This window comes from Achromobacter sp. SIMBA_011, from assembly GCF_046535435.1.
GTDB classification, from domain to species: domain Bacteria; phylum Pseudomonadota; class Gammaproteobacteria; order Burkholderiales; family Burkholderiaceae_B; genus Achromobacter; species Achromobacter dolens.
This window is the reverse complement of the sequence record NZ_JAWRWN010001105.1, coordinates 1-242: the sequence shown is the minus strand read 5'-3', so window position 1 is coordinate 242 and position 242 is coordinate 1. Positions and strand designations below refer to the sequence as shown.

At 62.4% G+C, this 242-nt stretch carries 1 protein-coding gene; it reads right to left on the bottom strand.

Going from position 1 to position 242, the window contains the following annotated elements; all coding sequences use genetic code 11:
- Nucleotides 1–242: ATP-binding protein (locus tag SB816_RS34460; RefSeq protein ID WP_410548552.1), on the bottom strand; the 242-nt coding region annotated here is incomplete at both ends.

Below are 242 nucleotides of genomic sequence, written 5' to 3'. Positions count from 1 at the left end.
GGATTTCGCCGTCGGCGCGCTCCACCAGCCTCTGGCTCAGCGCAAGTCCCAGTCCCATGCCGTTCTTTTTCGTGGTTGCGAAAGGCGTAAACAGCCGGTCGCGCAATTCCGGCGCAACGCCGGGGCCATTGTCAGTGACTTCAAGCACGGCGAAGTCGCCCTGCTGGCTCAGAGTGGCAGTAATTGCGCCCCTGACCTCCGAACTGCCGAGCGAATCGAGCGCATTGCGCAGCAGGTTGAAC